This is a genomic window from Cupriavidus sp. D39 (assembly GCF_026627925.1).
GTDB lineage: Bacteria > Pseudomonadota > Gammaproteobacteria > Burkholderiales > Burkholderiaceae > Cupriavidus > Cupriavidus ulmosensis.
Map to the genome: position 1 here is coordinate 4957520 of NZ_JAPNLE010000009.1, position 23275 is coordinate 4980794.

21 protein-coding genes and 3 pseudogenes are annotated in these 23275 nt (G+C 64.6%); 15 read left to right on the top strand and 9 right to left on the bottom strand.

Annotation, left to right across the window (positions count from 1 at the left end):
* The first annotated feature begins 13 nt into the window (after nucleotides 1-13).
* A complete protein-coding gene (locus OMK73_RS35165) occupies nucleotides 14-655 on the top strand; it encodes a glutathione S-transferase (protein ID WP_267606048.1) in 642 nt (213 codons plus the stop codon).
* A gap of 287 nt (nucleotides 656-942) precedes the next feature.
* Here the strand turns inward: OMK73_RS35165 and OMK73_RS35170 are convergent, their stop codons facing one another.
* A complete protein-coding gene (locus OMK73_RS35170) occupies nucleotides 943-2130 on the bottom strand; it encodes a pyridoxal phosphate-dependent aminotransferase (RefSeq protein ID WP_267606049.1) in 1188 nt (395 codons plus the stop codon).
* A gap of 54 nt (nucleotides 2131-2184) precedes the next feature.
* Nucleotides 2185-2751 carry a putative toxin-antitoxin system toxin component, PIN family gene (locus OMK73_RS35175; protein WP_267606050.1) on the bottom strand — a complete coding sequence of 189 codons (567 nt, stop codon included), beginning with the start codon at nucleotides 2749-2751 and terminating at the stop codon, nucleotides 2185-2187.
* A 39-nt stretch (nucleotides 2752-2790) separates the two neighbouring features.
* On the opposite strand from OMK73_RS35175, the gene yaaA reads away from it, so the two are divergent.
* Both yaaA and OMK73_RS35185 read left to right on the top strand, forming a co-directional pair.
* Entirely contained in the window at nucleotides 2791-3576 is a 786-nt protein-coding gene (gene yaaA, locus OMK73_RS35180; protein WP_267606051.1) for a peroxide stress protein YaaA, read from the top strand.
* 91 nt (nucleotides 3577-3667) lie between these two features.
* Complete coding sequence (locus OMK73_RS35185; protein ID WP_267606052.1) at nucleotides 3668-4810, top strand: M14 family metallopeptidase; 1143 nt, start codon at nucleotides 3668-3670, stop codon at nucleotides 4808-4810.
* Nucleotides 4811-5159: 349 nt separating this feature from the next.
* On the opposite strand, the gene OMK73_RS35190 is transcribed toward OMK73_RS35185, so the two are convergent.
* From OMK73_RS35190 to OMK73_RS35200, 3 genes are all read right to left on the bottom strand, one after another.
* Nucleotides 5160-5975: a BspC domain-containing protein gene (locus tag OMK73_RS35190; RefSeq protein WP_420715630.1), complete on the bottom strand. Its 816-nt coding sequence runs from the start codon at nucleotides 5973-5975 to the stop codon at nucleotides 5160-5162.
* Between the two features lie 281 nt (nucleotides 5976-6256).
* Complete coding sequence (locus OMK73_RS35195) at nucleotides 6257-7129, bottom strand: N-formylglutamate amidohydrolase (protein ID WP_267606053.1); 873 nt, start codon at nucleotides 7127-7129, stop codon at nucleotides 6257-6259.
* 12 nt (nucleotides 7130-7141) lie between these two features.
* Nucleotides 7142-8128 carry a tripartite tricarboxylate transporter substrate binding protein BugE gene (locus tag OMK73_RS35200; RefSeq protein ID WP_267606054.1) on the bottom strand — a complete coding sequence of 329 codons (987 nt, stop codon included), beginning with the start codon at nucleotides 8126-8128 and terminating at the stop codon, nucleotides 7142-7144.
* A gap of 179 nt (nucleotides 8129-8307) precedes the next feature.
* On the opposite strand from OMK73_RS35200, the gene gcvA reads away from it, so the two are divergent.
* The 8 genes and pseudogenes from gcvA (at nucleotide 8308) to OMK73_RS35240 (ending at nucleotide 13985) form a co-directional block, all read left to right on the top strand.
* Nucleotides 8308-9210, top strand: coding sequence for a transcriptional regulator GcvA (gcvA, locus tag OMK73_RS35205; protein WP_267606055.1), 903 nt, complete (start codon nucleotides 8308-8310; stop codon nucleotides 9208-9210).
* Nucleotides 9211-9350: 140 nt separating this feature from the next.
* On the top strand, nucleotides 9351-9668 hold the full coding sequence (locus OMK73_RS35210) for a YXWGXW repeat-containing protein (protein WP_267606056.1): 318 nt from the start codon (nucleotides 9351-9353) through the stop codon (nucleotides 9666-9668).
* A 5-nt stretch (nucleotides 9669-9673) separates the two neighbouring features.
* Nucleotides 9674-9832, top strand: a complete 159-nt coding sequence (locus OMK73_RS35215) for a hypothetical protein (protein WP_267606661.1) — start codon at nucleotides 9674-9676, stop codon at nucleotides 9830-9832.
* Between the two features lie 75 nt (nucleotides 9833-9907).
* Nucleotides 9908-10467: pseudogene (locus OMK73_RS35220) on the top strand (RNA polymerase sigma factor).
* A gap of 85 nt (nucleotides 10468-10552) precedes the next feature.
* The gene (locus OMK73_RS35225) at nucleotides 10553-10861 is read left to right on the top strand and encodes a hypothetical protein (RefSeq protein WP_324291798.1); all 309 of its coding nucleotides are present in this window, start codon (nucleotides 10553-10555) and stop codon (nucleotides 10859-10861) included.
* Nucleotides 10858-11343 carry a periplasmic heavy metal sensor gene (locus OMK73_RS35230; RefSeq protein WP_267606057.1) on the top strand — a complete coding sequence of 162 codons (486 nt, stop codon included), beginning with the start codon at nucleotides 10858-10860 and terminating at the stop codon, nucleotides 11341-11343. The genes OMK73_RS35225 and OMK73_RS35230 overlap by 4 nt, the downstream gene beginning before the upstream one ends.
* A 117-nt stretch (nucleotides 11344-11460) precedes the next feature.
* Complete coding sequence (locus tag OMK73_RS35235) at nucleotides 11461-12846, top strand: DUF1800 domain-containing protein (RefSeq protein WP_267606058.1); 1386 nt, start codon at nucleotides 11461-11463, stop codon at nucleotides 12844-12846.
* A gap of 5 nt (nucleotides 12847-12851) precedes the next feature.
* Nucleotides 12852-13985 (top strand): DUF1501 domain-containing protein, encoded by a 1134-nt coding sequence (locus tag OMK73_RS35240; protein ID WP_267606059.1) that lies wholly within the window; start codon nucleotides 12852-12854, stop codon nucleotides 13983-13985.
* A 21-nt stretch (nucleotides 13986-14006) separates the two neighbouring features.
* On the opposite strand, the pseudogene OMK73_RS35245 reads toward OMK73_RS35240, so the two are convergent.
* The 3 genes and pseudogenes from OMK73_RS35245 to OMK73_RS35255 form a co-directional block, all read right to left on the bottom strand.
* Nucleotides 14007-14210, bottom strand: a pseudogene (locus tag OMK73_RS35245) (IS4 family transposase); the annotation flags it as partial.
* Nucleotides 14211-14293: 83 nt separating this feature from the next.
* Nucleotides 14294-15544 carry an IS256 family transposase gene (locus tag OMK73_RS35250; RefSeq protein WP_267604911.1) on the bottom strand — a complete coding sequence of 417 codons (1251 nt, stop codon included), beginning with the start codon at nucleotides 15542-15544 and terminating at the stop codon, nucleotides 14294-14296.
* Between the two features lie 55 nt (nucleotides 15545-15599).
* Nucleotides 15600-16687, bottom strand: a pseudogene (locus tag OMK73_RS35255) (IS4 family transposase); the annotation flags it as partial.
* A gap of 319 nt (nucleotides 16688-17006) precedes the next feature.
* Between OMK73_RS35255 and OMK73_RS35260 the strand changes: the two are divergent.
* From OMK73_RS35260 to OMK73_RS35275, 4 genes are all read left to right on the top strand, one after another.
* Entirely contained in the window at nucleotides 17007-17618 is a 612-nt protein-coding gene (locus OMK73_RS35260) for a helix-turn-helix domain-containing protein (RefSeq protein ID WP_267602332.1), read from the top strand.
* On the top strand, nucleotides 17540-18043 hold the full coding sequence (locus tag OMK73_RS35265; protein ID WP_267606628.1) for an IS630 family transposase: 504 nt from the start codon (nucleotides 17540-17542) through the stop codon (nucleotides 18041-18043). Before OMK73_RS35260 ends, OMK73_RS35265 begins: the two co-directional genes overlap by 79 nt.
* Nucleotides 18044-18952: 909 nt before the next feature.
* Nucleotides 18953-20452: a group II intron reverse transcriptase/maturase gene (ltrA, locus tag OMK73_RS35270; protein WP_267602420.1), complete on the top strand. Its 1500-nt coding sequence runs from the start codon at nucleotides 18953-18955 to the stop codon at nucleotides 20450-20452.
* Nucleotides 20443-21567, top strand: coding sequence for an IS110 family transposase (locus OMK73_RS35275; RefSeq protein WP_267606060.1), 1125 nt, complete (start codon nucleotides 20443-20445; stop codon nucleotides 21565-21567). The genes ltrA and OMK73_RS35275 overlap by 10 nt, the downstream gene beginning before the upstream one ends.
* Before the next feature lie 137 nt (nucleotides 21568-21704).
* Here OMK73_RS35275 and OMK73_RS35280 read toward each other — a convergent pair whose 3' ends face one another.
* Complete coding sequence (locus tag OMK73_RS35280) at nucleotides 21705-22742, bottom strand: IS630 family transposase (protein WP_267601780.1); 1038 nt, start codon at nucleotides 22740-22742, stop codon at nucleotides 21705-21707.
* Nucleotides 22743-23275 lie beyond the last annotated feature (533 nt).

A 23275-nucleotide genomic window follows, 5' to 3' on the forward strand; every position in this document is an offset into this window, starting at 1 on the left:
AGAGAGAGACGACATGCTGAAGCTCTGTGGTTTTGCCGCCAGCAACTACTACAACAAGGTCAAGCTGGCCTTGCTGGAAAAGAACCTGCCGTTCGAGGAGGAACTGGCCTGGATCGGCAAGACCGATCTCGAAGCCTCGCCCCTGGGCAAGGTGCCCTACATGATCACCGATCACGGCCCGCTATGCGAGTCCGAAGTACTGGACGCGTACATCGAATCGACCTACCCGCAAGCGCCGCTGCTGCCGGCCAGCCCCTACGAGGCTGCCAAGGTGCGCGAACTGGTGACATTCCTGGAGCTGTACCTGGAGCTGACCGCGCGCGAGCTTTACCCCGAAGCGTTCTTCGGCGGCAAGGTCAGCGACGGCGTCAAGGAACGCCAGAAGAAGCTGCTGGAGCGCTATATCCCCGCCTTCGGCAAGCTGGCGAAGTTCTCGCCCTACCTGGCCGGCGACACCTTCACGCTAGCGGACTGCGCCGCCGTAGTGCACTTCCCGCTGATCTCGTCGTGCACCAAGATCATCTACGGTACGGACATGCTGGCTGACTTGCCAGTCAAGGAGTACCTGAAGCGGATGGGTGAGCGGCCCACCGTGCAGAAGATGAACGCGGATCGCAAGGTGAATACCGAGCTGATGCTGAGCGGCAGCAAGTAAGCCAGGGATTGCACCAGGCAAAACGCCCGCGATCCGCGGGCGTTTTGCCTTGATGGGTTAGCGGGGTTTGGGTGGTAGTGGCTCCGTTCAGCGCCCGCCCTCTCCCCAACCCCTCTCCCGCAAGCGGGAGAGGGGAGCTAAGCCTGCGAGAGAGTGAGGCTGCGCGCTTGCGGATCGCTCGGTTTGCTCCCTCTCCCACGCAGTGGGAGAGCAACCGGGGAGAGGGCGGGCGCTCGCAGGACCGATATGGCTCAAATAACCAGCGCCGAACCCAGGCCCCGAGGCGCTTACAGCGCTTTCAACCGCTCCAGCGCCAGCGCCAGCGTCTCTTCCCTCTTGGCAAAGCAAAAGCGCACCACGCCCGACTCGCGCGGCTGCGAGTAGAAGGCCGAGACGGGAATCGCGGCCACGCCGATCTCGCGCGTCAGCCACATCGAGAAATCCGCCTCGCTCATGTCCGAGATGGCGGAGTAGTCCACGCACTGGAAGTAGGTGCCGTCCGACGGCAGCAGCTTGAAGCGCGTGGTGGCCAGCCCGCTGCGGAAGAAGTCGCGCTTGGCCTGGTAGAAGGCCGCCAGGTCCAGGTAGGGCGCCGGATCCGCCATGTAGTCGGCCAGCCCATGCTGCACGGGCGTGTTCACCGTGAACACATTGAACTGGTGCACCTTGCGGAATTCGGCCGAGAGCGCGGCCGGCGCGGCCACATAGCCCACCTTCCAGCCGGTCACGTGATAGGTCTTGCCGAAGCTCGACACCACGAAGCTGCGGCGTGCCAGCTCAGGGTGACGCGACACCGACTGGTGCGGCTGGCCGTCGAACACCATGTGCTCGTACACCTCGTCGGACAGCAACAGGATGTCGGTGCCTGCCAGCAAGTCGGCCAGGCGGTCCATGTCGCCGGCGCGCCAGATGGTGCCGGTGGGGTTGTGCGGCGTGTTGATCAGCAGCATCCGCGTGCGCGGCGTGATGGCGGCGGCGAGCCGGTCGAAGGGGATGCGGAAGTGCGGCGCGTCCAGCGCCACCGACACCACCTTGCCGCCGGCCAGCTCGATCGCGGGGATGTAGCTGTCGTAGCAGGGTTCCAGCACGATCACTTCATCGCCCGGGTGCACGGCGCACAGGATGGTGGTCAGGATGCCTTGCGTCGCGCCGGCCGTGACCGTGATCTCGCTGTCCCAGTCGTAGGCATGGCCGTACAGCTTGCCGATCTTGTCGGCGATGGCCTGGCGCAGCTTGGGCACGCCCGCCATCGGCGGGTATTGGTTCAGGCCCGAGCGCATCGCATGCGTGACGGCATCGACGATCTTCGGGTCGCAGTCGAAATCCGGGAAGCCCTGGCCGAGGTTGACGGCATTGCGCTCGGCGGCCAGCGCCGACATCACGGTGAAGATGGTGGTGCCGACCTTGGGCAGGCGCGAAATCGGCGGCGTGAAGGGAGCAAGGGTGCCGGGCTGGGCGGAGAGGTTCGTGGGCATGGGAAGCTGCGTCAGGCTAGGCGGTCGGGATGGGCGGAAAACGATGCTGGCATTCTAGCGGGGATCGGCCGGCGCCTGCGCCGTGGCCTCCTCACGCGCTGCCAGCCAGCTGGCGAAGGCCTGGGGCAGCATGATTTCCACGCCACTCTGGCGGCGCAGGCGGCCCTTGAGCTTGAGCACGGCCTTGTCCTTGGAGACCAGGCAGGCGGCCTGGGCAAAGTGCGCCAGCTCGATGAACTTCTGGTCGTCCGTGTCGCGGCAGCGCGGCAGGCGGGCGGCCAGCGTGTCGGCTTCGTCCGGGATGGCGATGGCGGTGGTCAATCGGTCGACCGTGGCCATGGCGGCAGGAATATCGACGCCAAAGTGGGCAAATTGCGGATAAGCGAGCACTCGGCGCAGCTCCTCGCGGCAATCGGCGCGGATCACCGCGGCAATGGCGCCGGCATCCAGCGCGGCCCGGATGGGCTCGACATGCGGATCCACAAAGACCAGCAGGTCGACCCAGATGTTGGAGTCGAGCACGACCCGCGGCGCCAGCAGGCCGGGAACGGGGCCGGGGCCGGGAATGGCCTGCGGTGGCGGCGGGGAATCGACGGGTACTGCGGTGGAGTCGGGGTGCATTCGTTACAATCTGGCCTTTGTGTTTGCCGCGATTTTGCCATGCTCATCGTCCTGTCCCCTGCCAAGTCGCTCGACTACGAGACGCCCGCGCGTCTGAAGACCCATACGCTGCCCCGTTTTATCGACCGCTCGGCGGTGTTGATCGAGCGGTTGCGCAAGCTCGCGCCGCAGGATATCGGGGCGCTGATGGACATCTCGGATAAGCTCGCGGTACTCAATGCCACCCGCTATGGCGACTGGTCGCCGGCGTTCACCGCGGCCAACAGCAAGCAGGCCGTGCTCGCCTTCAATGGCGATGTGTACGAGGGGTTCGACGCGTCCAGCCTGTCGGCCGACGAGCTTGGCTTCGCGCAAAAACATGTGCGCATCCTGTCCGGCCTGTACGGCGTGCTGCGCCCGCTCGACTGGATGCAGCCCTACCGGCTGGAGATGGGCACGCGCCTGGACAACGTGGCGGGCAAGGATCTCTATGCGTTCTGGGGCGATGACGTCACGCAGTTGCTCAACGATGACTTCAAGGCACAGAAGGCAGAAGGCAGCCCGACCCTGGTCAACCTGGCCTCCGAGGAATATTTCAAGGTGGTGCGTCCCAAGGTGCTCGGCGCCAGGATTGTCACGCCGGTGTTCGAGGACTGGAAGGGCGGCCGCTACAAGATCATTTCGTTCCATGCCAAGCGGGCGCGCGGCTTCATGGCCCGCTACGCGGTGACGCATCGCATCACCGAGCCGGCCAAGCTCAAGCGCTTTGCCGAGCACGGCTACGCCTTTGACGCCGCGGCTTCCGACGATGCCCGCTGGGTCTTCCGCCGCCGCTTGGAAGACTGACACACGCTGCGGCTACGGCCTATCGCCCCCGAACCCAGCGCCAGGGATGGCCCACAGGCTTCCCGGCACGCACCCTCCGAGACGCAATACCATGAGTTCAGCCCTGCATATTTCCGCCAGTTTCGACGCGGGCGCCATCGAAGTCGAATCGCTTGCGCAAGCTAGCGACATCCGCCTGCGCATCCGCGCCGACTCGCACGCCGAGTTCCGCCAGTGGTTCCATTTCCGCCTGCAGGGCGCGGGTGGCCAGTCTTGCCGCCTGCAGTTCCTCAATGCCGGCGACTGTACCTACCCCGACGGCTGGCGCGGCTACCAGGCCGTGGCCTCCTATGACCGCGCGCACTGGTTCCGCGTGCCGACCAGCTTCGATGGCAGCACCATGACGGTGGCCTTCACGCCCGAGCACGACAGCGTCTGGCTGGCCTACTTCGAGCCGTACTCCGAAGACCGCCACCTGTCGCTGCTGGCCACCTGCCAGCGTTCGCCGCTGGCGCGGCTGTCGCACCTGGGCAGCACGGTAGACGGACGCGACATGACCGCGATCACGGTCGGCACGCCCGGCGACGGCAAGAAGACCATCTGGATGATCGCGCGCCAGCATCCCGGCGAGACCATGGCGGAGTGGTTCTGCGAGGGCGTGCTGCAGCGCCTGACGGGCACCGGCATGTGGGCCGGCGACCCGGTGGCGCGCTGCCTGCTGGAGCGCGCCGTGTTCCATATCGTGCCGAACATGAATCCCGATGGCTCGGCGCGCGGCAACCTGCGCACCAATGCGGCCGGCGCCAACCTCAACCGCGAATGGATGGCCCCCAGCGAGCAGACCAGCCCGGAAGTGTATCACGTGCGCCGGGCCATCGAGGCCACCGGCTGCGACATGTTCTTCGACATCCATGGCGACGAGGGCCTGCCCTATAACTTCGTCGCGGGCAGCGAGATGCTGCCCGGTTTTACCGCGGCGCAGAAAGCCGAACAGCTTCGCTTCATCGATGCGTTCAAGCGCGCGACGCCGGACTTCCAGGACGTGCACGGCTACGCTGCCAGCAAGTACAACCAGGACGCGCTCAAGCTGGCCTCGAAGTACATCGGCCATACCTTTGGCTGCCTGTCGCTGACGCTGGAGATGCCGTTCAAGGACAACGCCGACCAGCCCGATCCGGTGGTGGGCTGGAACGGCGCGCGCAGCGCCTTGCTGGGCGCGGCGATGCTGCAGGCGGTGCTGGCGCAACTGGGCTAAGGACGCGTGACCTGCACCAGGCCGCCCGCTTGGGCGGCCTGGTGCAGGGCGCAGACTGCTGACAAACCTGAAGCATTAGCCGAAGCCGCCGAACGGGCCAAAGCCCCGCACCATGACGACGGCTGTCTCTCCCTCTCCCCTCAGGGGGAGAGGGCCGGGGAGAGGGGTGGCTTAGCTAGGAGCCACTTGAAGCGAAGCCCGTGGTTGTTTCCAGCACGCAGGCATAACCAGCGCCCGCCCTCTCCCCAGCCCCTCTCCCGCGCGCGGGAGAGGGGAGCACGACAACTCAGAGCCGGCTTTGTCAGCAAGCTGGGCGGCCCCTTTGGGGCCGCAGGCGCCTGGCCAGGTCTTAGTGCGCCTTCTTGGTGGTGGACTTGCCCGTGGTCTTGGTGCTGCTCTTGGCGGTCGATTTGCTGCTGCTCGACTTGGACGAGGTCGACTTGGTGGCCTTGCCCGAGCTGGACTTGCTGGCCTTGCTGCCTTTGTGGCCCTTGCTGCTGGTGGCCTGCCGCGTACTGCTGCTGCGCACCGCGGGCGCTGCCGCCGGCTCGCTGATGACGGTGCCGCTGCCATCGAGCAATTCATAGGCCAGCATCATGCCATCGGCATAGCCGCAGCGTACCTTGACCGGTTCCCACTGGGCTTCGGCGCGGCGCTTGTGGGCGGTCGCGGAAAATGTCACCACGGAGCTGACGGGCACCGCTTGCTTGCCTTGCGAGAAGCGGCCGTCCCATGGCTCCACGGTAGCCTGGCCGGCGCCGAGCGCGCCGGTGGGGATCTTCAATGCGTCGTAGGTGGCCGAGCGGGGCACCACCCAGCTGGCGTGCGCGGCGCAATCGGCCACATCCGCGCTGGCATTCTCGGTCTGCATCAGTTGCTCGCGCATCTGCGCACGGTACTCGGCCAGGCTCACGCGGCCTTGCGCGGGCAGGGTCACGGTCTTGGTAGGCGGTGCGGCGGTGGCGGGCGGGGTCGGCGCGGGGCGGGTGGATGCGGAGTTGGCAGCGGCTGCCTGGGCGGCCGGGGTGGCGATGCCGGGGGTCACCACGGCGTCGCGATCGTTGAGCGGGGTATCGGCGCAGCCCACCAGGGCGATCGCACCTGCCACTGCAGCAGCGAGCGCACACAGCCGGCTGCTGAGGAGGTCAGAGATTCGTCGGATCACGGGATCGTCTTGCTTTGGAGCATAAGGGGTTGGCAAAGGTCTGCCATGATAGAGGAAACCCATGCAGCAAAGTTCCGAAATCTCCCGACTTTAGGGTTCTGCCCGAAGTGAAAGCATGCGGGATGTGCAGCAGAGTGCAGCGTTCTGCCCGGCTGCACGGGCCGCCCGGGGATGGCGGCGCGAGGTGTGAGATAGGAGTGGGGTGCCAGTGAGGCCTGCCACGCGTTGCGCGGCGGGCCTCCCGGTTTTCAGCGCCTTCAAACTCGAAAACGCTGAATCGCTCAGATGGTCTTGACGAAGACCTTGAGGTCGTCCAGCAGCGCGTTGAGGTCGGCCTTCAGCTTGCCGAAGCCCGCGTTGTGCACCAGGCCGACTTCGTCCATGTACAGCTTGCGGTTGATCTCGAGCTGCAGGCTGTGGCGCTTTTGCGCCGGCTGGCCCACCACACGCACGATTTCCACGCCCTTGTAGGGGTGGTTGCGCCAGACGTCGTAGCCCATGTCCTTGAGCACGCCTTCCACGCGGTCCGTGAAGCGCGTGTCGCAGGTGGTGCCGTCGCGGTCGCCCACCACGAAGTCCGGATGCTGCAGCCCGGGATGCTCGGTGGCGTACTGCGCCGCCTCGCTGGGCATCGAGTGGCAGTTGATGTGCCAGGCGCTGCCGTGCGTGGCGACGGCCTGATCGGCCAGCTTCTGCAGTTGCGCGTAGTAGGGCAGGTAGTACTGCGCAATGCGCGCCTGCACCTCGGCCACGCTCAGCTTGCGGTCGTAGATGGCCTCGCCGGTATCCAGCACGCGCCACACCAGGCCCTTGCCAAGACGGGTCTTGGAGGTTTCCTGGCGCGGGCCGGGCCAGGGCGCGTCGAGCACGGCTTCGTCGATCTCCTCGATGCCGCGGTTGGCGTCGAGGTAGCTGCGCGGGAAGCCCGCGCACAGCAGCGCAATGCCGCGTGCGGGAGCGTCGGCGTACAACTCGTCGACGAACGTGTCTTCGGCCTGGCGCAGCAGCGACAGGGGCAAGCCGGCCGCCGGCCGGAAATCGGCCGGGTAGCTGGTGGCGCTATGCGGCGAATCGAGAAAGAGCGGGCTGCTCTCGCCTTGCGGCAGTTGCAGGAGGTAAGGGCTGAACCCGGTCTTTCGGTCTGCTTCCGTCATGATGTGCGTCGTTTAATCCAGGGTGATCTTGGCTGCGGCGGCGATGCGCTTGTTCTTCGCCACTTCGGTCTTGATCTGCGCGGCGAACTGCGCCGGCGTGTTGCCAACCGGCACCGCGCCCAGCTTCTCCAGCTTAGCCTTTACTTCGGGCAGTGCCAGTACCTTGACGGTGGCGTCGTGCAGCTTGGCTTGCACGTCGGCAGGCAGGTTGGCCGGCGCGATCAGGCCGAACCAGGCGGCGTCGTTGACTTCGGGCAGGCCGAGCTCGGCAAACGTCGGCACATTGGGCAGGGCCGGCACGCGCTTGGGCGAGGCCACGGCCAGGGCGCGCAGCTTGCCGCCTTCGATGAACGGCAGCGAGGACGGCAGGTTGTCGAACAGCACTTGCACCTGGTTGGCCAGCGCATCGTTCAGCGCCGGGCCCACGCCCTTGTACGGCACGTGCAGCAGTTCGGTCTTGCTGCTCATCTTGAACAGCTCGCCCATCATGTGCGAGACGCTGCCGTTGCCGGCCGAGCCGTAGGCCATCTTGTTCGGCTGGGCCTTGGCCAGCGCGATGAAGGCCTTCATGTCGTTGGCCTTCACCGCCGGGTTGATGCTCATCACGTTAGGCACCGAAGCCAGGTTGGTGATGGTGGTGAAGTCCTTGGTGGCGTCATACGACAGGCGCGGGTACACGGCCGGGTTGATGCCGTGCGTGGAAGCGGTGGCGATGCCCAGGGTGTAGCCGTCCGGCGCGGCCTTGGCCAGGTAACCGGTACCGATGCTGCCGCCGGCGCCGCCGCGGTTGTCCACCACCACGGTCTGGCCCAGTTGCTGGCCGAGCTTGTCGGCCACGATGCGCGCCACGATGTCGGTGGTGCCACCTGCCGGGAACGGCACGACCAGCGAGATCGGCTTGGTCGGGTACGTGCCCTGGGCAGCGGCCGACAGCGACAGGCCGGCGGCGGCGGCACCCGTGGCGGCGGCAAGGAGGCGGAGCATGTTACGGCGTTGCATGGTTCGGTTCCTGAATGGAGGGAGGAGATGAGGAAAGGGATTGACGCGATGAAAGCAACTACAGCGATGAAAGCGGGGAAAGGAAAGGCTTCCCTGATTCTGCTTGTTCGTGCAGTCACACCGCAAACGAAATAAAATCGTGCGATCATTCCGTTTGGTAGTGAAGTAAGGGGTTATCTATGCGACGCTTATGTCCGTCGCTGACTGAATTGCAGGCTTTCGAGGCTGCCGCACGCTACAACAGCTTCACCACCGCGGCGCGGGAGCTCCACGTCACGCAGGGTGCCGTGAGCAAGCAGGTGCGCAGCCTGGAGGCCTTCCTCGGCGTGGAACTGTTCGAGCGCGTGCGCCAGCGCCTGATGCTGACCGATGCCGGCCAGCGCTACCTGGACCGCATCCGCCCCAGCCTGACCGAGATCGAGGCCGCCACGGTGGAGCTGATCGCCAAGCAAGGCCGGGGTGGCACCCTGCACATCGCCAGCATGCCCACGCTGGGCGCCAAGTGGCTGATTCCGCGCTTGCCGCAGTTCTTCGAGAAGCATCCCGACGTCAGCCTTGAATTCGTGCCGCACGCGCAGGGCTACGACTTTTCCCAGCCCGACCTCGATGCCGCCATCCGCTTCGGCGACGGCATGTGGCCTGGCAGCCTGGCCGACTACATGACCGGCCGCGAAGTCCTGCCCGTATGCCGCCCGGCCCTGCTGGCAGGGGAGCCCGAAGGCATGGCGCGCGCGCCGTCGGGGCTGCTGCGCTTCTCGCTGCTGCACCACACCACCGTGCCCGAAGCCTGGCCCGACTGGTTCGCCGAGCTTGGCGTGGCGACCCGCAAGGCGTGGAGCGGCGCACGCTTCGACCAGTTCTCGCTGCTGACCCAGGCGGCGATGTCGGGGCTCGGCATCGCGCTGATCCCGCGCTGCCTGATCGAGGAGGAGCTTGCCACCGGCGTGCTGGTGGTGGCGCATCCGGCGCGGGTGCTGAGCAAGAAGGGCTATTACCTTTGCTATCCCGAGCAGAAACAGCATCTGCCGGCGCTGCAGACCTTTCGCCAATGGGTGATGGAAGGCGTCGACGTGGTGGCGTGAGCCGCGCGTCCCCGCTGTAATCAAAACTTACGCTTTTCCGCGACGGTTTTTCCGCCCGCCTGCGTTTAAGAGACATGACAGACATGACAAGCCTGCGCGCGAAGCGGCGCCAGGCTGTGGATTGTGGACTGGAGGTTCTCATGCGCAGGTCAATTGCCCTCTCATCTAGCCTGGCCTGCCTGGGCGTTGCCATGACGGCGGCGTTCGCGCTGGCGCCGGCATTCGCGCAAACCATCGTGATCGCGCCCTCGGCGCCCCCGCCGATGCGCCAGGAGGTCCTGCCGCCCGCGCGCGGCGGCTACGTCTGGGATCCGGGCCACTGGCAATGGCGCAATGGCGCCTACGTCTGGCTGCGCGGCCATTGGCGGCCTGCCCGGGCGGGCTACCGCTGGGTGTCGGGGCACTGGGTGGCGCGCGGCCCGCAATGGCGCTGGGTCGAAGGGCATTGGGCGCCGTGACCGGCATGACATGGGTCAAGCGCGATGGCAGTAACCACAGCAAGGGGAAATCGATGAAAAGCCTTCTGATCGCGGCGCTGGTCGCCGTCACGTTGTCTGGCTGCGTGATCGTGCCGGCCCGGCCCGCCTACTATCACTCTCGCGCGCCGGTTTTTGTCTACTGACGGGGAAGCCGCGCCTGCCCCGGGGGCGGGCGCGGCGTGCGAGAAGGATGAACCGGCAACGCGGAACCACACCCATTGAGCGACACAGATCCGGACGATGCGCTGCTGGCGCGGGTCGGCAAGCATGACGCAGCCGCGGTGCGCGAGATGGTCTCGCGCAAGCTGCCGCGCGTGCTGGCGCTGGCCACGCGCATGCTGGGAGACCGCGGCGAAGCGGAAGACGTGGCGCAGGAAGTCTTCATGCGCTTGTGGAAGCAGGCCGCGCGCTGGCAACCCGGCCGGGCGCGCTTTGACACCTGGCTGCATCGGGTGGCGCTGAACCTTTGCTACGACCGCTTGCGCGGCACGCATGAGCAGGCCATGGATTCCTTGCCGGAACCAGCGGCGTCCGGGGCGGGGCCCGAGGACGGGCTGGATGCAGCGGCGCAAGGCGCGCGCGTGGGCGCGGCGCTGGCCAAGCTGCCCCGCGCCAGCGCGAGGCGCTGGTGCTGCAGTACTACCAGGAGTTGCCCAATGGCGAGGCCGCCGCGCTGATGGGCATCAGCATCGAGGCGCTGGAAAGCTTGCTCGCGCGCGCACGCCGCAACCTGCGCGACTTGCTCATGCAGGGCGGCCATCACGAGGACTTGCGATGACACCTGAGAGATTTCACGCACTGACCGAGATCTATGGTGCCAACCCGGCACGCTGGCCCGAAGGGAGCGGGCCGAGGGCCAGGCCATGGCCGCCGCTCCCGGGCAGCTTGGCGCGTTGGCCGAAGCTGCCGCGCTCGACCGTTTGCTGGCCGCGCATGAGGTGGCGGCCCCGGATGCGGCGTTGCAGCGCCGCATCGCCGCGAGCGCGAGCGCGCCGCGCGCGCCGTGGTGGTGGTCCGGGCTGGGCCTGGCCGGCGTCGGCCTGGCCGGCACCTTGGCGGGCGCGTTGCTGGTCTCGGCCGTGCTGGCCACGGTACCGGCGCCGGCCGCCATCGATCTGCCCTACGCATCGACCGGCTTCGGTGGCATCGCGCATAACGGGAGCGAGGAATGAACGAGCGTACGCCGAAGCGGCTCAAGGTAGCGCTGGCGATCTCCGTGCTGGTCAACGTGTTCTTGCTGGGCGCGATCGGTGGTGGCGGCTATCGCTGGTACGCCGTGGAGCGCCACGCGGCCGCGCAGCCGCGCGGACTGCGCTTTGCCGCCGACGGGCTGGAGGCCGAGCAGCGCAGGCAGTTCCTGCAAGGCTTGCGCGCGGCGCGCCGTGCCGCGGCGTCGGACGTGGACGCCGCGCGCGACGGACGCCACCAGGTGGAGCAATTGCTGCGGCAGCCGCAGTTCGAGCGTGACGCGCTGGCGGCGGCATTAGCCCGCACGCGCGAGGCCGATGCCGCGTTGCGCACCCGGCTGGAAGGCAGCGTGGTGGAATTCGCCGCCACGCTGTCGCCCGCGGATCGGGAGAAGCTGGCCGATGCACTGGTCCAGCGCGGCCCGCTGCGCACGGCGCCGGCGCGGCCCGCGAAGGCAGCGCCATGACGCGGCGATCGAGAACAACAGCAAAGCTGTGGTTGATGCCGACGACGAGGACGACGACGAGGACGAGGACGAGGACGAGGACGAGGACGAGGACGAGGATTTCCCAGGGAGCAACACATGACAAACACCGCCATGACGGCCGCGGCTGTCGCGGTCAACCGGTTCGGGCTGGGCGCGCGCCCGGATGAGCCGCTGCCGGCCGATCCGCGCGGCTGGCTGCTGGGCCAGTTCGAGCGCTACGAGGCCAGGCCCGCCTCCTGGAGCGCGCAGCCGGGCACAGCCGCGTTGGCCGGCGAGTTCGGCGCCCAGCAGCGCGAGGTGCGCCAGGCGCAGGCCGACGCGAAGACCGCGGCGCGCCAGCAATTGCAGCGCGAGACGCGCGAGGCTTATCGCGGTGCCGTCGATGCGCGCGTGACCAGTGCGCTGGTCACGCAGGCGCCGTTCGTCGAGCGGCTGGTGCATTTCTGGTCCAACCACTTCGCGGTCTCGGTGGAGAAGCCGGCCGTAGCCGCGCTGGCCGGCGCCTTCGAGGCCGAGGCAATCCGTCCCCATGTGCTCGGATGCTTCGAGGACATGCTGGTCGCGGTGCAGCGCCATGCCGCCATGCAGGTCTTCCTGGACCAGGTCCGCTCGATCGGCCCCGACAGCATGGCCGCGCGGGTGGCCGCGCAGCACGCGCCCGAGCGCCCGCTCGGATTGAACGAGAACCTCGCGCGCGAAATCCTGGAGCTGCATACGCTCGGCGTGCGCAGTGGCTACCAGCAGGCCGACGTGACCGAGTTCGCGCGGGCGCTGACCGGCTGGAGCATCGGCGGCCTCGGCGCGCGCGAGGACGGCGAGCCCGGGCGCTTCCAGTTCCGCGCGCGCGTGCATGAGCCCGGCACTCGCACCATCCTGGGCCGCAGCTACCCGCAGCAAGGTGAAGCGCAGGCGCTGGCCGTGCTGCATGACCTCGCGCAGAGCGAAGCCACGGCCAATCACCTGGCCACCAAGCTGGTCCGCCACTTCGTCGCCGACGTGCCGCCGCCCGCGCTGGTGGCGCGCTTGTCCGAGGCGTATCAGCGCAGCGGTGGCGCGTTGCCCGAGATGTACCGCGCGCTGGTGCAGTCGCCCGAGGCGTGGGCCAGCGAGCCGGCGAAATTCAAGACACCTTGGGAGTGGACCCTCTCCTCCTTGCGCGGGTTGGGTTTGCGCGAGGCGGGCGCACAGCACTTCGCGCCCATGTTGACCCAGCTCGGCCAGCCGGTCTGGCGGCCGGGCTCGCCCGCGGGCTACGACGACATCGCCGCAAGCTGGGCCGCGCCCGATGCGCTGGTGCGCCGGGTTGAGATGGCGCAGCGCCTGGCGGCGCGCGTCGGCGACCGGATCGATGCGCGCGAGCTCGGCCCCAAGCTGCTCGCCGGCACGCTGTCGGCGCCGACCTCGGCCGCCATTGCGCGCGCCGAAAGCGCGCAGACCGCACTGGCCTTGCTGCTGGTGTCGCCCGATTTTCAACGGAGGTAATTGCCATGTTTTCCCGCCGAGATTTCCTCCGCGCGGCCGGCGGCGCCGCCGCCATGCTTGCGTTGCCGCGCCTCACGCTCGCCAGCGTGGATTCCGATCGCCGCTTTGTCTTCGTCATCCAGCGCGGCGCCGCCGATGGCTTGAACACGGTCATTCCCTACGCCGATCCCGGCTACGCCCGCCTGCGCGGCGCGCTGGCCATCGACGCAGCGCAAGCCATCAAGCTCGACGGCACCTTCGCGCTGCATCCCGCGCTGACGGAGACGGCGCGGATGTACAGCGCGGGGCAGGCGCTGTTCGTGCATGCGGTGGCATCGCCCTACCGGGAGCGCTCGCATTTCGACGGGCAGAACGTGCTGGAGACCGGCGGCGCCGCGCCCTACCAGGTCAAGGACGGCTGGATGAACCGGCTAGTGAGCCTGCTGCCCAAGCGGCCGGATAACGCCATCGCCTTCGCACCCACGGTGCCGGCGGCGCTGCGCGGGCCGGTGGAAGTCGGCTCCTATGCGCCATCGGCGCTGCCTTCGGCGCCCGATGACCTGCTCACGCGCGTCGGGCAGCTCTACGAGATGGACGCGCAACTGCACCCGCTCTGGAACGCGGCCATGCAAGCCCGCGGCCTGGCCGGCGACGCCGGCGCACGGCAGGACCCCGCCAGCCTTGGCCGCCTTGCCGCCGGTTTCCTGGCCCGCGCGGACGGGCCGCGCATCGCCATGATCGAAACCGGCGGCTGGGATACGCACAGCGCGCAAGCGCCGCGGCTGGCGGCCCGGCTCAAGGCCCTCGACACCATGCTAGCCGCGCTGCGCGACGGCCTCGGCCCTGCATGGGACCGCACCACTGTGCTGGTCGCCACCGAGTTCGGACGCACGGCCGCCGCCAACGGCACGGGCGGCACCGATCACGGTACTGGCGCGGTGGCGATGCTGGTGGGAGGGGCGGTCAAGGGTGGGCGTGTCATGGCCGACTGGCCGGGTTTGGGGCAGGGGGCGCTCTACCAGGGGCGCGATCTGGCGCCGACCATGGGGTTGGATGGGTTGATCGCCGCGGCTGCGGGGCAGAGTTTCGGGTTGGATGAGGGGCGGGTTGGAGGGGTGTTGTTTGGGGAGGTTTGGAAGGGGGGAGGATGGGGGAGTTAGTGGCATCTCCTTATACAGAAGTCATGAGTCCTCAGCCCGTAGCGCCAGGATCATGAACGCAGCATCCATGGTTCGCTGCATGCCGATCCAGATCGTTTTGGCGCCGGGCTCGCCATCACTCTTGCGGCCCAGGAAACCACCCAGTGACGCGATCAAGCGAATCATTTGATTGAGCGTGACGGGCGTCTTTGGACGCGCCTTCTTCGCGAGTAGATACGCGCCTCGTGGGGGTGTCAGGATTTTTGTGTGCAAGGCTAAAAACCTGCCTGCCGGGCAGGCTGCCCGGCAGGCAGGCCTTTGATCCTATCTCAGCGATGGGGTTGTGTGAAGCGATCCTCGTAGAGGATCGCGAACTGGTTCATGGCGGCTTTCCAGTCGTGCGTGGCGCTGCCCCACTTGCCGGTGATGTTGCGCAAGGCTAGCCACAGCAGTTTGGTGGCCGCTTCATCGCTCGGGAAGTGCCCGCGGGTCTTGATAATCTTACGCAGTTGCGCGTTGATGCTCTCGATGGCATTCGTGGTGTAGATGATCTTGCGGATGGCCGGCGGGAACGCAAAGAATGGAATCACCCGGTCCCAGGCGCGATGCCAGGAGGCTGCAATCGGTGGGTAGCGCTTGCCCCAGTCGCTTTGCTCGAAGGCCAACAGCGCCGCCTCGGCGGCCTCAACCGTGGCAGCCGTGTAGACAGGCTTGAGCGCGGCCGCCACCACACGGCGGTCCTTCCAGCTCGCGTAGTCCAGGCTGCCGCGTATCAGATGCACGACACAAGTCTGCAGTGTCGTGCTCGGGAACACCGCGTTCAGGGCCTGCTCCATGCCCTTCAAGCCGTCGGTCACCGCGATCAGGATGTCTTGGGTGCCTCGCGTCTTCAGGTCGTTGAACACCTTCATCCAGAACTTTGCCCCTTCGGTGGTCTCGATCCACAGGCCCAGGATGTCACGCGTGCCATCGGGCAGCACGCCCAGCGCCAGATAGACCGCCTTGCTGCGCACGACGCCATCCTCGCGCATCTTGACCCGCAGCGCGTCGAAGAACACGACCGGGTACATGACCTCCAATGGACGGGCCTGCCAGGCGGTGACTTCCTCCATGACCGCATCCGTTACCGAGCTGATGAACGCGGGCGACACCTCAGTGCCATACTGCTCGACCAGGAACGCCTGGATCTCGCGTACCGTCATGCCGCGCGCATACATGGCGATGATCTTGTCGTCAAAGCCAGTAAAACGCCGGTCGTGCTTGGGAATCAGGATGGGCGCGAAGCTGCCGTCGCGGTCGCGCGGGATCGCCAGCCGCAAGGGTCCCGTGTCCGTAAGCACGGTCTTGGCGCTGGAGCCATTGCGCTGGTTGGTTGCATCCTCGGGGCGCTCGGCACCCGCCGGGTAGCCCAGGTGATGGCCCAGCTCCGCGCCCATCGCCCGCTCGATCAGGGCCTTCTTGAACGCCATGGCGGCGTCTTGCACCGCCTCAGCAGTCATCGGACCTTTAACGAACTGATCGATCAGCTCCTTAGGGATGGTCGGAAGGTCCCTGGGTATGGCCTTTGGTTTGCGTGGCATTACATGCTCCTTGTCGACATGTTATGCCCTGCACACAAAATCCCGTACAGGCCCCGCCTCGTATCTCATCGGCATCAAAAAATAGCGACGCGTCCAGGTCAGGGCAGGTTCTGCCCAAACGCATCAGCCGGGCAACGCGCCACGCCACGACCATGTAAAACACCAGAGCCCGTTCCACGCGGTCCATGTGGGATAACTGTAAAGCTTCCACCTTGCACCCGTTCTTCAGGACATTGAAGAACATTTCAATCTCCCACCGGGCTCGATACCAATCGATCAGCTCGACGACGGCATCTGTATCTTGCGCCTCCCGGTTGGTCAGCAGTCGCCACACGACAGGGGTAACGCCTGCCGGGGCGCCGATCTCCTGGGCCACAATGCAGGTGACGGCGGGCCCCGTCTTACCCGGCAGCTTCACGCGTTGCGCACGTAACTCCTGCTTGACCTCGCGCGCCTTCTGGCCTGCGCGCCCCGGCAGGATGAAGCCGATCTCCCCCAGAGCTTCGCTGGCGTCTACCGTGTCCCACAGCTTGCCTGTCTCACCAAGGCTGCGGTTGTGTTGGGAACGTATCAGCCAGTCTGCAGGATTGCCGAGCTCATTAGCACGCTCCATCATCGCAGCGATATCGCCTTCCCGATCCGCCACGTAGACCAGGCGAGTCTCAGGCAACATCGCGGCCTGTTCTGCAACGCGTTCGTAGCTTTCAGTCCACCGTACGCTCTCTGTAATACCAACCCGCTGCCCGTTTGCATCCAGCGGCTCCCGGGCCCACATCCAGGCGTCGATCACACCGAGTGGTTCCCGATCCGGCGTCACAGCATAGGTCGGATGGAGATACATCCCCTCTGCGCTTCGTAGCTCAAGGGCCCGAGCCCATCGATCTCCTGGCCGTTAAAGTTCAGCTCGGTCGTGTCTGCAATGCACAGCACCACCGGGAATTGCCGCGCCCGCCCTGCCGTGCGCTCCCAATGCGGCTGCATCATGTCTGTCCACTCGACTTCCTCGTTGCCGAAAAATCGATAGGCAGCGATGGTCTCTGCCCAGTCCTCGCATGCGCCCGGAATGCTCGCAGTCGGCCTCGCAGCCAGTCGCTTCAGCAGCCCCTTCGCCCGTCGGTCCCGCCTTGGATCGCCAAGATCCAGCACCTCAAATTCTTCGTCCACCCATGCCCCCGACTCGTCGTTCATTCGCGCTCGAAAATCTAGGAGTAAACGCGAGTCCGCGCGAGTTTACAACCCCTCCCGCCCAAGTCCCATCAAATTCTGGCCGCACTGCGCCCGGTCAGGACGCTGGACTTCTGTATAAGGAGATGAGTTAGTGGGGGTGTGATTTGTGTTGCTTGCTTGTGGCCTCGCTGACGCGGGTGGGTCACTTGTGGGCGGGGTTTTATTGCTTCTAAACATGACGACATAAGTATTGCAGCATGTATGATTGCGTGGTTACTCTAATGGAGAGGCAGCCATGCGCAGACTCGAGATTGCAGACGCACAGATCATGCAGTTGGCGATTCGACAGGAGATCGAGCGAAGCGAGGAGTCGCGGTATGACCACCGCCTGCACGGGGTGCTGCTGGTCAGCATCGGTTACTCGTGCACTGAAGTGGGCCAGATGTTCGGTCAAGCGGCCACGACAGTTCAGCGATGGGTCCGACGTTTCGAGCGGGGCGGTTTCGACGGATTGCGGGAAGGTGAACGGCCCGGTCGCCCGCGTGCGTTGAATGACTCGCAATGGCGTCGCATCGAGGCGGATCTGCGCAAGACACCACGCGACTTCGGATTTGAAGCGGGCCTGTGGGATGGGCCCGTTCTATCGGAGCACTTGCGTCAGCGCTATGGCATCAAGCTGGGCGTGCGGCAGTGCCAGAGGCTGTTTCGCCAGATGGGTTTCCGGCTGCGCAAGCCGCGCCCGCAGGTCGCCCAGTCTGATCCTGTTCGCGTTGCGGCGGTAAAAAACTGCGGCGACTGGCAAAGCGCGACGACATTGAGTTATGGAGCCTGGACGAATGCCATTTCCAGCAACACGGATCGCGCTGTCGCATGTGGGTGGCCCCGGAAATCCGCGATCCGGTGTTGATGCATGCGCCGACGCGAAAGTCGGTGGCATGTTTTGGCGCCGTCAGTCTGAGCACGGGTCGCTTCATCTGGCAGGTATGCCCTGTCTTCAACGCAGAAACGTTTGCATCCTTTCTTCGCCAACTACTGCGCCATCGACGTCGCGGCAAGCGCATCGTCGTGGTCCTGGACAACGCCAAGTACCACCATGCCGTTCTGCTCAAACCGTTACTGCACAAATACAGGCGGCACATGACGTTGTTGTTCCTGCCACCATACAGCCCGCAACTGGCGCCTATCGAACGCGTATGGAAACTGACACGGCGCCTGGGGTTACATAACCGGTACTTCGCCACCCTCGTAGAAGTTCTCTCGGCAGTCGACGCCTGCTTCCAGCAATGGAAGAGACCAAACGAGGTACTACGACGACTATGCTGCATTATTTAAGACGTTGTGTTTAGCTGCTGTCGCGGCTGGGCGGTGTTGCCGTTTTAGAACGTGTGAGATGTCACTTTTCTTTACTCGTCAAGAAAAGATGGTATGAACGCGCCCCGTCCCCGCAGTGGAGCGCGAGGAGCCGAAACGGTAGTGTGGGTCGGGCAAAAAAGCCTGAGGAGAAGGGGGTCCCTCCAGACCGAACGGCATCGCAATGTGCCAGAGTGGAAGATGTCACCACCACTACAGGAACGGAGGGACCCGAAATGAATGCTATGACATTTGGGCTGGATATTGCAAAGCATGTGTTCGTGCGACCTGAAAGTCGCCTGAATTTCTGTTTCACAGGAGAACGTATGACCTGACGAAACCGGTTGTTCCATCAACCGTTCCCTACCCAGACATGCGGAGCCGGTAACAGCTCGGTATGAAGCTCTGGGGACAACGTAGCCGCCGGATAACCGGTACGCCCAGCCGCGAGGCGAAGCGGAATCTGCCAGCGCGAAGGCGGAGAGGAGCAAGGGATGAGTGGGTACGACCAACACATGTGAACTTCTGATAAACGTCGTGATCTTTGACAAGCCAAACGTGCTGACAGGCTTGAACCAAAACGGTATGCGGTGAGGAGTGGTCTTTGAATACTGGGCCACCATGGACAACCAGCCGCCGGCGAAGAGGAAGGGTCCGCCCCGCTCGGAGATTCATGCGGAACAGGGTAAGCCCATAGCACTGCCGGCGACGGCAGGCGAACCGTAAGGAACGCTGCTGGTGCTGTGGGTAAAGGAATGCGGAGAAAGCGAACGCCCGGCTGTAATGGCCGGGATACGGACTGCAACATTGCCCGACACGAAAGTGGGCAGACTTCCGCAGGGTCATTCATGGCGAGAGAACCTTGACTAATCGTTATACGGGGAAGAGCAGATGACGGCGAGCGACGTGCAAGCGAGCGCGGCTGGTGCGTCCTCGCACCCGGCGCGGATGTGGGAGCAGGCAAACTGGTCGCACATCGCGGCCGACGTGAAACGACTTCAGGCGCGTATCGCTAAGGCAACATGGGAGGGCAGATGGGGCAAGGTGAAAGCCTTGCAACGTCTGCTGACCCGCTCGCATAGCGGCAAGATGTTGGCCGTGAAGCGTGTGACGGAAAATCGCGGTAAGAGGACGCCGGGGGTGGATGGCAGGATATGGTCGTCCCCGGCGGCCAGATGGAACGGAATGGTGTCGCTACGTCATCGCGGCTATCGTGCGATGCCGCTGCGGCGGGTTTACATTCCCAAGAGTAACGGCAAGAAGCGTCCGCTGGGAATTCCATGTATGCGGTGCCGGGCGATGCAGGCTTTATGGAAGCTCGCTCTGGAACCCGTCGCGGAGACCCTGGCAGACGCCAATTCCTACGGCTTTCGGCCCGAACGCTCGACCGCCGATGCCATCGAACAGTGCTTCAAGGTTCTGGCCAAGCGTGCCTCGCCAGAATGGATTCTGGAGGGTGACATTCGAGGTTGTTTCGACAACTTCAGTCATTCCTGGTTCCTGGAGAACATACCGATGGATAAGGGGGTTCTGCGCAAGTGGCTTCAGGCCGGATATATCGATGAGGGAACCCTGTTCGAGTCGTGGGCGGGTACACCCCAAGGGGGTGTCATCTCGCCCGTGATCGCGAATATGGCGCTGGATGGGCTTGAAGCAGCAGTTCATGCAAGTGTGGGAACATCCAAACTTGCTCGCAGCAAGGCTCAACTCAACGTCGTCCGCTATGCCGATGACTTTGTGGTGACTGGCGTATCGAAAGATGTGCTGGAATCCCGGGTGCTTCCCGCGGTTAGGCAGTTTATGGCCGCCCGATGCCTGGAACTCTCGGAAGAGAAGACCAGAATCACCAACATAGTGGAGGGTTTCGATTTCCTTGGCCAGAACGTGCGCAAGTACGGCGGCAAACTGCTGACCAAGCCAGCGAAGAAAAGTATCAAATCGCTGCTGGACAAGGCCAGGGAAGTCATCAAAGGCAACGCGAGTGCCACCCAAGAGGTGTTGATCCGTAGGCTGAACCCGATCATTCGGGGATGGGCTATGTATCATCGCCACGTCGTGGCAAAAGCGACCTTCTCGACGATAGACTCGCACATCTGGCACCTGCTCTGGAAGTGGGCAAGACGTAGGCACCCCACGAAAGGAGCCCGGTGGGTCAGGCAACGGTACTTCCGGCGAGACGGACACCGGTCCTGGGACTTTGCGACGAAGGGTTCAACCGAGGGTGACACCTGCGGCCTGCAACTCTTCCGCGCAACGACGGTCGCGATTCAGCGCCACGTCAAAATCCGGGGACTGGCCAATCCATTTGATCCAGCATGGGACATCTACCTTGCCCGCCGTCGATCCGCGAAACGCTCCGTCGGGCTGCCCGGTGCCATCCAATGGTGCTGAAGGAATGGCTTGAGCCGGATGCGGGGCGACTCGCACGTCCGGTTCTTAGGGGGCGGCGGCGCAGTAATGCGTCGCTGCTACCCGACCAGCTGTACTGGGTTGACCCTGAGACTGGCGAGATACAAAACCGGCGATTCCAGCGTCAAAAGCTGATCGAGTTCCTAGCTCAGCGCAAAGGACGCGTGGCGCTGGAGGCATGCGGCAGCGGGCACTGGTGGGCTCGCAAGCTCCTCGAGATGGGCTATGAGGTGAAGCTGCTGCACGCGAAATACGTCCGTCCATTCGTGCGAACCAACAAGACAGATGCGGCGGATGCGCGCGCGATCTGGACGGCGGCGCAACAGCCGGGCATGCCGGCAGTGACGCCGAAGACAGTGGAGCAGCAGGCGACACTGGTGTTGCATCGGATGCGAGAGCAGCACATCAAGATGCGCACGATGATGATCAATGCCTTGCGCGGCGCGCTCTATGAGTTTGGCTTGAGCTTCAAGAAGGGGCGTCAGGCGGGCTTGGCGGAGATGCGCGAGCGGCTGGCCGAAGTGGAGGAAGACGTGCCGGCGAGGGTGTTCGAGGCGTTGCGCGAACAGTTCGAGCTGGTCGGTCGGCTAGACAAAGGCATTGAGCAGTTGGAGGGACAGATCAAGGCCTGGTCCCAAACGCAGCCGGCGTGCAAGCGGCTGATGGCGATTCCAGGGATCGGCATGCTCACGGCCACGGCGCTGCTAGCGACGATCGGCGATGCGCAGGGCTTCGAATCGGGGCGGCAACTGTCGGCCTACCTGGGGCTGGTGCCGCGCCAGCGTGGCACTGGGGGCAAGGTGCAATTGGGGGCGATTAGCAAACGCGGAGACTGTTACCTGCGCATGCTGCTGATCCACGGTGCCAGAGCAGTCGTGTACCGGGCCAAGGACAAAGGGGCCTGGTGCGACCAACTGGCGCGCCGACGCCCGTCCAACGTGACGGTGGTGGCGATGGCCAACAAGGCGGCAAGAATTGCCTGGGCGGTGCTGAGGGGCAAGGAGCCGTATGAAAGAGACCACGAGCTGAAGAAGGCGGAGACGGCCAGGCAAATGGCGGATTCCGCGCTAGGTCAGCTGCGCCTACCAAAACCGTAGGCACAGCAGCCCTAGCTGCGGCTATTGAAGCAGGTTAATTGAATTCGACTAGCAGGTTGCGCGGGTAAATGTGACGTGATGGCAAGACAGGTTGGACCGCAAGAACGAGACCCTGATCGGTTACTAAACACAACGTCTTAAATAATGCAGCATAGTCGTCGTAGTACCTCGTTTGGTCTCTTCCATTGCTGGAAGCAGGCGTCGACTGCCGAGAGAACTTCTACGAGGGTGGCGAAGTACCGGTTATGTAACCCCAGGCGCCGTGTCAGTTTCCATACGCGTTCGATAGGCGCCAGTTGCGGGCTGTATGGTGGCAGGAACAACAACGTCATGTGCCGCCTGTATTTGTGCAGTAACGGTTTGAGCAGAACGGCATGGTGGTACTTGGCGTTGTCCAGGACCACGACGATGCGCTTGCCGCGACGTCGATGGCGCAGTAGTTGGCGAAGAAAGGATGCAAACGTTTCTGCGTTGAAGACAGGGCATACCTGCCAGACGAAGCGACCCGTGCTCAGACTGACGGCGCCAAAACATGCCACCGACTTTCGCGTCGGCGCATGCATCAACACCGGATCGCGGATTTCCGGGGCCACCCACATGCGACAGCGCGATCCGTGTTGCTGGAAATGGCATTCGTCCAGGCTCCATAACTCAATGTCGTCGCGCTTTGCCAGTCGCCGCAGTTTTTTTACCGCCGCAACGCGAACAGGATCAGACTGGGCGACCTGCGGGCGCGGCTTGCGCAGCCGGAAACCCATCTGGCGAAACAGCCTCTGGCACTGCCGCACGCCCAGCTTGATGCCATAGCGCTGACGCAAGTGCTCCGATAGAACGGGCCCATCCCACAGGCCCGCTTCAAATCCGAAGTCGCGTGGTGTCTTGCGCAGATCCGCCTCGATGCGACGCCATTGCGAGTCATTCAACGCACGCGGGCGACCGGGCCGTTCACCTTCCCGCAATCCGTCGAAACCGCCCCGCTCGAAACGTCGGACCCATCGCTGAACTGTCGTGGCCGCTTGACCGAACATCTGGCCCACTTCAGTGCACGAGTAACCGATGCTGACCAGCAGCACCCCGTGCAGGCGGTGGTCATACCGCGACTCCTCGCTTCGCTCGATCTCCTGTCGAATCGCCAACTGCATGATCTGTGCGTCTGCAATCTCGAGTCTGCGCATGGCTGCCTCTCCATTAGAGTAACCACGCAATCATACATGCTGCAATACTTATGTCGTCATGTTTAGTGCTTCGAGCACGCTGAAAAGACGAGGGCCGTTCTTGGCGAATTCCATAGGGGCCCGCAGGCTTGACCTGCATGAGGCCGGATATAAGGCTGCAACCAAATCCTCGCCGAGCATCATGAGATGATTTACCTGGCAAACCGGGGCGCGTTCATATAAGTAACCAAAAGAAAGCGATCCTTGCAGGAGGCTGGCTTATTGGGGTTACGTAGCCCGGTGGTTTCGTCGTGCGGCCCCGGGTTTTAATGAACTCGTGCCGTTACCAGTTCAGGCGACCACGATACTGCTTGCGACGTTGGTTTCGTGGTGAGGCCCCCGGTAGTAGCATCCCTGCCCATTCGCCCATCTGCCGGTACCGGATCGGAGCGTCACGATATATCACGCTGTGATGGTTTCGTGGTGGGGTGGGCGCGGTGGTGAATCCCTCAAAACTATTCTGGCGGTGCCACCGCGCCCACGACGAAAACGGG

Excerpts from the sequence above, each read along its gene's own strand:
- OMK73_RS35165 (WP_267606048.1), top strand. The coding sequence starts at position 14 with ATGCTGAAGCTCTGTGGTTTTGCCGCCAGCAACTACTACAACAAGGTC.
- OMK73_RS35170 (WP_267606049.1), bottom strand. The coding sequence starts at position 2,130 with ATGCCCACGAACCTCTCCGCCCAGCCCGGCACCCTTGCTCCCTTCACG.
- OMK73_RS35175 (WP_267606050.1), bottom strand. The coding sequence starts at position 2,751 with ATGCACCCCGACTCCACCGCAGTACCCGTCGATTCCCCGCCGCCACCG.
- yaaA (WP_267606051.1), top strand. The coding sequence starts at position 2,791 with ATGCTCATCGTCCTGTCCCCTGCCAAGTCGCTCGACTACGAGACGCCC.
- OMK73_RS35185 (WP_267606052.1), top strand. The coding sequence starts at position 3,668 with ATGAGTTCAGCCCTGCATATTTCCGCCAGTTTCGACGCGGGCGCCATC.
- OMK73_RS35195 (WP_267606053.1), bottom strand. The coding sequence starts at position 7,129 with ATGACGGAAGCAGACCGAAAGACCGGGTTCAGCCCTTACCTCCTGCAA.
- OMK73_RS35200 (WP_267606054.1), bottom strand. The coding sequence starts at position 8,128 with ATGCAACGCCGTAACATGCTCCGCCTCCTTGCCGCCGCCACGGGTGCC.
- gcvA (WP_267606055.1), top strand. The coding sequence starts at position 8,308 with ATGCGACGCTTATGTCCGTCGCTGACTGAATTGCAGGCTTTCGAGGCT.
- OMK73_RS35210 (WP_267606056.1), top strand. The coding sequence starts at position 9,351 with ATGCGCAGGTCAATTGCCCTCTCATCTAGCCTGGCCTGCCTGGGCGTT.
- OMK73_RS35215 (WP_267606661.1), top strand. The coding sequence starts at position 9,674 with ATGACATGGGTCAAGCGCGATGGCAGTAACCACAGCAAGGGGAAATCG.
- OMK73_RS35225 (WP_324291798.1), top strand. The coding sequence starts at position 10,553 with ATGGCCGCCGCTCCCGGGCAGCTTGGCGCGTTGGCCGAAGCTGCCGCG.
- OMK73_RS35230 (WP_267606057.1), top strand. The coding sequence starts at position 10,858 with ATGAACGAGCGTACGCCGAAGCGGCTCAAGGTAGCGCTGGCGATCTCC.
- OMK73_RS35235 (WP_267606058.1), top strand. The coding sequence starts at position 11,461 with ATGACAAACACCGCCATGACGGCCGCGGCTGTCGCGGTCAACCGGTTC.
- OMK73_RS35240 (WP_267606059.1), top strand. The coding sequence starts at position 12,852 with ATGTTTTCCCGCCGAGATTTCCTCCGCGCGGCCGGCGGCGCCGCCGCC.
- OMK73_RS35250 (WP_267604911.1), bottom strand. The coding sequence starts at position 15,544 with ATGCCACGCAAACCAAAGGCCATACCCAGGGACCTTCCGACCATCCCT.
- OMK73_RS35260 (WP_267602332.1), top strand. The coding sequence starts at position 17,007 with ATGCGCAGACTCGAGATTGCAGACGCACAGATCATGCAGTTGGCGATT.
- ltrA (WP_267602420.1), top strand. The coding sequence starts at position 18,953 with ATGACGGCGAGCGACGTGCAAGCGAGCGCGGCTGGTGCGTCCTCGCAC.
- OMK73_RS35275 (WP_267606060.1), top strand. The coding sequence starts at position 20,443 with ATGGTGCTGAAGGAATGGCTTGAGCCGGATGCGGGGCGACTCGCACGT.
- OMK73_RS35280 (WP_267601780.1), bottom strand. The coding sequence starts at position 22,742 with ATGCGCAGACTCGAGATTGCAGACGCACAGATCATGCAGTTGGCGATT.